Here is a 4,905-nt window from a genome sequence, read left to right on the forward strand (position 1 = left end):
GGCCGCTCTCCCAGCCGGCGAGCTGCTCGCGGACCTCGCGCAGCATCATCAGTGCGGCCAGGGCCGGGTGCAGGCCCGCGTCGGCCCCGGTTGCGCGCGAGCCGGGCGTTCCCGCGGAGGGTTGCTGCGCGTCCTTGACGGCCCGGTCGATGGCCTCCAGTGCCGCCGCGGCGGCAAGGAAGGGGATAGGCGCGGTCGGCTCTGCGGCCTCGTTCATGGCACTCTCCGTGACTCTGTCGTCCTCCTGATGACTCCTTGCTTGTCATCGTTTCGATGACATGTTACAACGGGAGCACGTTGAAGCGCATTGGCAGTTTCTGCCTGAACCAACTGGAGGTGTTTCGCGATGTTGATGCGCACTGACCCGTTCCGCGAGATGGACCGGATCGTTCAGCAGCTCTCGGGTGCGTCGGGCACGTGGTCGAAGCCGTCCGTCATGCCGATGGACGCCTACCGCCAGGGTGACGTGTACGTGATCGCTTTCGACCTCCCCGGTGTGAGCACCGACGCGATCGACATCGACGTCGAACGGAACATGCTGACCGTCAAGGCGGAGCGCCGGCCCGCGGAGAAGTCCGACGGCGTGCAGATGGAGCTCTCCGAGCGGCCCCTCGGTGTCTTCTCCCGGCAGGTCATGCTGGCCGACACCCTCGACACCGAGCGCATCGAAGCCGACTACGACGCGGGTGTCCTGACCCTGCGGATCCCGATCGCCGAGCGTGCCAAGCCGCGGAAGATCGCCATCGGCGGCGAGTCCGGCCGCAAGCAGATCTCCGGCTGACCAGCCGGCACCCGCGGCGGAGGACGGGACTCGCCCCTCCGGCACCCGTCCTCCACACCCCCCTCGCCCTTTCACTCCTCCCCGGAGGTGAGTGATGCCGATGCGACAGGAAGCGTTCCTGACCCGCGTCCGGGAACGCGGCGAGTACGAGACCGGGGAAGAAGCCGAACGCGCAGCCCGCGTCGTCCTGGCCCTGCTCGGCGCACACCTGGCCGGCACGGTGCGGGCCGAGCTCGCCGCCCGGCTCCCCGAGACCTACGCCCTGATCCTCCTGAACCCGTTGCAGGCCGCGGAGCCGCTCTCCCCGGAACGCTTCGTCCGCGCCACCGCGGCCTGGATCGAGGGCGCCACCGAGAAGACGGCCCTGTGGGACATCGGCGCGGTCCTGTCCACCGTGGCCGCCGCAGCGGGAGACGCCCTTATGCGCGAGGTCCTGCTGCAGCTCCCGCCCGGCTACGACCTCCTCTTCGGCCACCCCCGGCCCACCTGACCGGCCGACAACACAGGCCACAACCCGACCCCTCGAAGAGAAAGGCAACCGCAGCACCATGTACAACCAGCTTCGACCGAACCCGGCCCATCACGCCATGACGTTCGACCAGATGCTGGAACGCGTCCGCTACGAAGGCGCCTACCCCACCCGCGAACGCGCCCAGGAAGCCATCCGTACCGTCCTCGCTTCCCTCGGCCGTCAGGTCACCGGAGACGAGCGCGTGGACCTAGCACAGTGCCTGCCCGTCGAGGCCGCCCTCACCCTGACCGCCCAGATCCCCGCCACCGAACAACTCACCGGCTGGGGCTTCATCAAGGACCTGGCCACCCGCACCGGCGCCACTCCAGCCACCGCACGCTGGGACACCGGCGCCGTACTCGCCACCGTCACGCGCCTAGCCGGCCCTGAACTCCTCGCCCGCATCCTCCACCGGCTCCCCGGCGGCTACGCCCCTCTCTTCGGCCAGGTGCAACTGCTGCAGCCCCAGCCTGCCTAATTCCGCCCCGGCGACAGCGGTCATGACAGAGCCGGACCTCCGCCTCGCCCGGCCTGGCAGCGGCAGACCCCGAGCGGGTGGTCCGTCCAACCTCAGGCGCCCCGGTGACGGTGCGGCTTGTCGCTTGTCGCTTGACGGCGGGAGCGGCGGCAGAGGCCGCCCTGCGGAGAAGGGTGCCGGGCAAGGGCCCTATCGCGTTTGTCGGCCGGTGTGGTGCCGCCTGCCGCCTGCCGTCGGCCCTACGGTGGCCCGGCAATGGCGAGAGGAGAAGGTGCGTGCACAGCGACGGCAGCGAGAACATCGACGTCGAGGTCCACGGCAGTGCGACGGTGGTACGCCCGCACGGTGAGATGGACATCAGTCGAGCCGAGCACTTCCGCCAGGTACTCCTCGCGGCTCTGTCCGGTGAACGGTTCCCTCACGATGTCGTGGTCGATCTGCAGCACCTGTCCTTCTGCGACTCCTCGGGCCTCAACGCCCTCCTGGCCGCGCGCACCGCCGCCGCCGAAAGCAGCCAGAACCTCTACCTCGCCGCGCCCCGGGAGCAGTTCACGCGCCTGTTGAAGATCACGGGAGCCGAGGATCTGTTCACCATTGAGCCGGTCCCGCCATTCTGACCCGCCCGCATCGCGCGGCGGCCCCGTACCGCTGCCCCGTCGCGCGGTCGTCTCGGGGCGCCAGACGCGGTTGATCGCGCTGGATGACCGGGTGGGTGCCGGGCTGCTGCCGTCGGGTCCGTGCCCGGGGGGCGGCGGTATGAGCGCCGCTGCCGGGGGTTTGCCGGACGGTCCCCGGTTCCGGCCGGGGAGCGGGCCGGAGGCGGGGATGTCCGGGTGCCGTACGGATCCGGGCGGCAGCCCGTCGTGCGGGCGGCCCTTCTGCATGACGCCGGGGGGGAAGGGCGGCATGCAGCGGGGCCTGCTCCGGGAGCGCCCCATTCATGGCGAGCGGCTTCCGTTGTCTCGCGTCTAACCCGGCCTTCCTCCTTCAAACGCCTTCTCTCCAAGCTCTCTGAGACCACGTCAAGACATGCGTGGCTGGCTTGGTCGCAGGATCGCGCCGCTTCCCTGATGTGTGACGGTCAGGGCCGCGGCGGCAGCGTAGTGCGGTCGGCCCGGTTGGCCGCTGGTGTCAGCGTTGGGCGTCAACTCTCGCCCGCGCTTGTCACGCGGGATGCCGAACGCGGTGCTTGTGAGGCCGCGCGGCTGCTGGGCGTGGATATGGTCGGGTTCAGTCCGCGTCGATAGGGCGTGCGCGGGCGAGGCCCGGTGACCAGAGCGCTCTGGCGGCAGTAACACCGGGCCGCCCCACCACCCATATTTCAGCGCCCGGACGCTTCGGTGTCACAGTCCTGGCAGGCTTGTGGTCCTGCGCTGTGGGCTGGCCCGTCGGGCGCGGTATCGGGGTCTGTGCGGGCGGTTCCGGCGGGCGTGGGGCGGGTCGCGCGCGTGCGTGATGCCGGATCGGGTGGATGGGTAGGGCGAGAGGCCCGCCTGCCGCGTCGGCCTCTTCCCCTTCGGGGTGCTGTCGGCCGGGCACCGGCCGCCGTCACACGTCGCCGTCATGCAGCCGCGGCCGACGGCACCCGCTTGACCGGCCCGCTGGCTCAGTGGCGTGCGCGGCCGTCTTAGAGCGGGGTGGGCGCAATCCCCATGCGGCGGTTCCACAGCGAGGGAGGTGTGAGGGCTGGAAGCCATCCTGCGTGGGCGCCCCGACTGCCTGTTGGCTCGGGCAGGGATGGATCGGTTGGTATCGGTGAAGACTCTCCGCATGCCTGAGGACCCCGAGGAGCTTGTCGACGCCATTGCCGTCGCCGTGCGGGCGGGCGATGACCGCCGTATCGGCCTTCTGCTCGACCGGTTCAAGGAAGTGGCGGGCCTTTCCCACTTGATACGGTTGCGTGAGCGGCTGTGCGGTGCAGGCGGGGCCGCGAGGGTGAGCGCCCGTGGCATCGGGTGGAGCGCGACCAAGACTCGGTGAGGGCGGGCGGCGCGCTGACCGCAGACACGGCGAGAAGAGCCAACGGCGGGCTAATCACGGTGGCGGTCATGGAAGCCAGGGGCTGTTCCAGTCGTCGATCGCCTCCCGCGTGAGGGAAGGTTTCGGCGTATCGCGGGTCTGGTCCGTGTGGCGGGGCAGCGGCCGACTGGCAGCGAGGTAGGTCAGGACGTTGTGCCAGGTGCCGTCCGTCTGCCACAGGCGCAGGCGTTCGGCGCAGCGGTGCCAGGGTCCGTAGCGGGTGGGCATGTCGTGCCAGCGCCCTCCGCCTCGCAGCTGCCACAGGATGCCGTTGACGATGGCCCGGTAATCCGGCCCACCGGGCCCGCAGCGGGGGAGCAGCGCGCGGATCACGGTCCATTCCTCGTCGTCGAGGTCGTCGCATTCACTCACACCATGACAACGGCTCTCTCTGAGGACCGACACGCCCCTGTCAGCGGGGGTGGACGTTTCTGCTGCGCCCGGTCGCGACTCGGTGGGGCGCCGGGCACGGGCCGCGGCCGGCCCCGGGCATGTCTGCTGGAGCCTGCTCCGGACCCCGAGGCCGCCGCTGGCCTCGCGACTGCCTGGCCGACATGCTTGTCGTCCTCTGCGAGGGGCGGCCAGCTCGTGTGGCGGGCCGGCCCCGACACGCAGGGGTCGCTGGTACCGCGGGTGTGCAGGACTGTCCAGGTTGGTGGTGTCGGGGCGGGAGGCCGCGGTCGCGGAGCAGGCTTGACCGCTCGGGAGGCGGAGGCGTGTGGGGGATTCTCGTGTGGGTGGCTCGGCGACACCTGGGGAGGGGTTGTGGTGTTGGCCGGGTGAGCCCGGCCGGCCGGCCGGTGGTCCGGCTCGTGGTTGGCCGGGCCCAAGTTGAGGTGTTCGAAGGAGTGTTCATGTCGCGTGGTGTTGATCAGCAGCAGAGTTCCCGGGGGGCGTCTGCTGAGGTGTCTGCCGCACCGGCACGGGCGGCGGTGGTTCCTGGGGCGATGTCCGCGACGGCTGCGGCGCCCGGAGCGGAGTCGGTCTCGGGTAGCGAGGTGTTCGGCAGGTCCGGTGAACCGGTGTACTGGAGCGCGCCGGTGGGGACGAAGCGGGTCACGTTTTCCCTGTGGGGCGGCGGAGGCGGCGGTGCGGGGGACGGCGTCCGTGGCCAGG

The 4,905-nt window shown here is 70.8% G+C and carries 6 protein-coding genes and 2 pseudogenes; 5 read left to right on the forward strand and 3 right to left on the reverse strand.

Annotated features, from left to right (window positions below):
* Nucleotides 1–217: pseudogene (locus ADK52_RS05905) on the reverse strand (HSP18 transcriptional regulator); the annotation flags it as partial.
* A 129-nt stretch (nucleotides 218–346) separates the two neighbouring features.
* Between ADK52_RS05905 and ADK52_RS05910 the strand changes: the two are divergent.
* The 5 genes from ADK52_RS05910 (at nucleotide 347) to ADK52_RS05930 (ending at nucleotide 3,750) form a co-directional block, all read left to right on the forward strand.
* Nucleotides 347–781 (forward strand): Hsp20/alpha crystallin family protein, encoded by a 435-nt coding sequence (locus ADK52_RS05910; protein ID WP_053688717.1) that lies wholly within the window; start codon nucleotides 347–349, stop codon nucleotides 779–781.
* Nucleotides 782–875: 94 nt separating this feature from the next.
* Nucleotides 876–1,271 (forward strand): DUF2267 domain-containing protein, encoded by a 396-nt coding sequence (locus ADK52_RS05915; protein WP_053688718.1) that lies wholly within the window; start codon nucleotides 876–878, stop codon nucleotides 1,269–1,271.
* 58 nt (nucleotides 1,272–1,329) lie between these two features.
* Nucleotides 1,330–1,770 carry a DUF2267 domain-containing protein gene (locus ADK52_RS05920; RefSeq protein ID WP_053688719.1) on the forward strand — a complete coding sequence of 147 codons (441 nt, stop codon included), beginning with the start codon at nucleotides 1,330–1,332 and terminating at the stop codon, nucleotides 1,768–1,770.
* 275 nt (nucleotides 1,771–2,045) lie between these two features.
* Nucleotides 2,046–2,387 carry an STAS domain-containing protein gene (locus tag ADK52_RS42170; RefSeq protein WP_053688720.1) on the forward strand — a complete coding sequence of 114 codons (342 nt, stop codon included), beginning with the start codon at nucleotides 2,046–2,048 and terminating at the stop codon, nucleotides 2,385–2,387.
* Nucleotides 2,388–3,540: 1,153 nt separating this feature from the next.
* Complete coding sequence (locus tag ADK52_RS05930; protein ID WP_053688721.1) at nucleotides 3,541–3,750, forward strand: hypothetical protein; 210 nt, start codon at nucleotides 3,541–3,543, stop codon at nucleotides 3,748–3,750.
* Nucleotides 3,751–3,816: 66 nt separating this feature from the next.
* Here ADK52_RS05930 and ADK52_RS42175 read toward each other — a convergent pair whose 3' ends face one another.
* Both ADK52_RS42175 and ADK52_RS05940 read right to left on the reverse strand, forming a co-directional pair.
* Nucleotides 3,817–4,161: a transposase gene (locus ADK52_RS42175; RefSeq protein ID WP_053688722.1), complete on the reverse strand. Its 345-nt coding sequence runs from the start codon at nucleotides 4,159–4,161 to the stop codon at nucleotides 3,817–3,819.
* A 499-nt stretch (nucleotides 4,162–4,660) separates the two neighbouring features.
* A pseudogene (locus tag ADK52_RS05940) lies at nucleotides 4,661–4,905 on the reverse strand (hypothetical protein); the annotation flags it as partial.

Source organism: Streptomyces sp. WM6372 (genome assembly GCF_001279655.1).
Taxonomy (GTDB): domain Bacteria; phylum Actinomycetota; class Actinomycetes; order Streptomycetales; family Streptomycetaceae; genus Streptomyces.